The organism is Mesorhizobium sp. M2A.F.Ca.ET.039.01.1.1, from assembly GCF_003998035.1.
Taxonomy (GTDB): domain Bacteria; phylum Pseudomonadota; class Alphaproteobacteria; order Rhizobiales; family Rhizobiaceae; genus Mesorhizobium.
This window is the reverse complement of sequence record NZ_RZRY01001421.1, coordinates 1-618: the sequence shown is the minus strand read 5'-3', so window position 1 is coordinate 618 and position 618 is coordinate 1. Positions and strand designations below refer to the sequence as shown.

General features: G+C 65.7%; 1 protein-coding gene. It reads right to left on the bottom strand.

Features of this window, described 5'->3' with window-relative positions:
• On the bottom strand, nt 1-381 hold a 381-nt coding region (locus EOA24_RS40215; protein ID WP_133375073.1), incomplete at its 3' end, for a helix-turn-helix transcriptional regulator.
• Nucleotides 382-618: the final 237 nt, after the last annotated feature.

Below are 618 nucleotides of genomic sequence, written 5' to 3'. Positions count from 1 at the left end.
GGCCTCGACCGTGACCAGCATGCCGGTGAGCGTGGCGGCGGGCGGCGACAGCAGCGCCTTGGCGATGCCCTCGGACTTCACCGGGATCGCGCGACGCTTATCGGCGCGCACGCAGTAGAGGTCGTTGACCGCCTCATTGCCGTCGGTGATCAGCGCCGACGGCTCGATGTCGAGGGCGGCGGCCAGCGGCCAGATCACCTTGACGCGCAGCGAGGACATGCCGCGTTCGATCTGGCTCAGCGCGCCGATGGAGATGCCGGCTTTGGCGGCCAAGTCGGCCAGCGAGAGGTTGCGCTCCAGGCGCAATGCCCGCACCCGCCGGCCGACGCGGATGTCAGCATCGTCTTTCGGTTTTGTTGCCGCTTCGTCAAAAATGTCCATTCGTTCGTCCCTGTTGCAGTCAAGCAAGCCGGCTTCTGACCAATTCGGCTTCGTGACTAGGTTCTTATCTTGCCAGACGGTGGCGCCGCCCCTCATCGCCCTGCCGGGCACTTCTCCCCGTATAGAGACGGGGAGAAGAGGCTGACTGCGGCGCTGGCTCGTTTCCTGCAACGCCGGCGATTGGCGAAATCGCCGGCGACAGCGCCCCTCTCCCCGTCACTATACGGGGAGAGGATG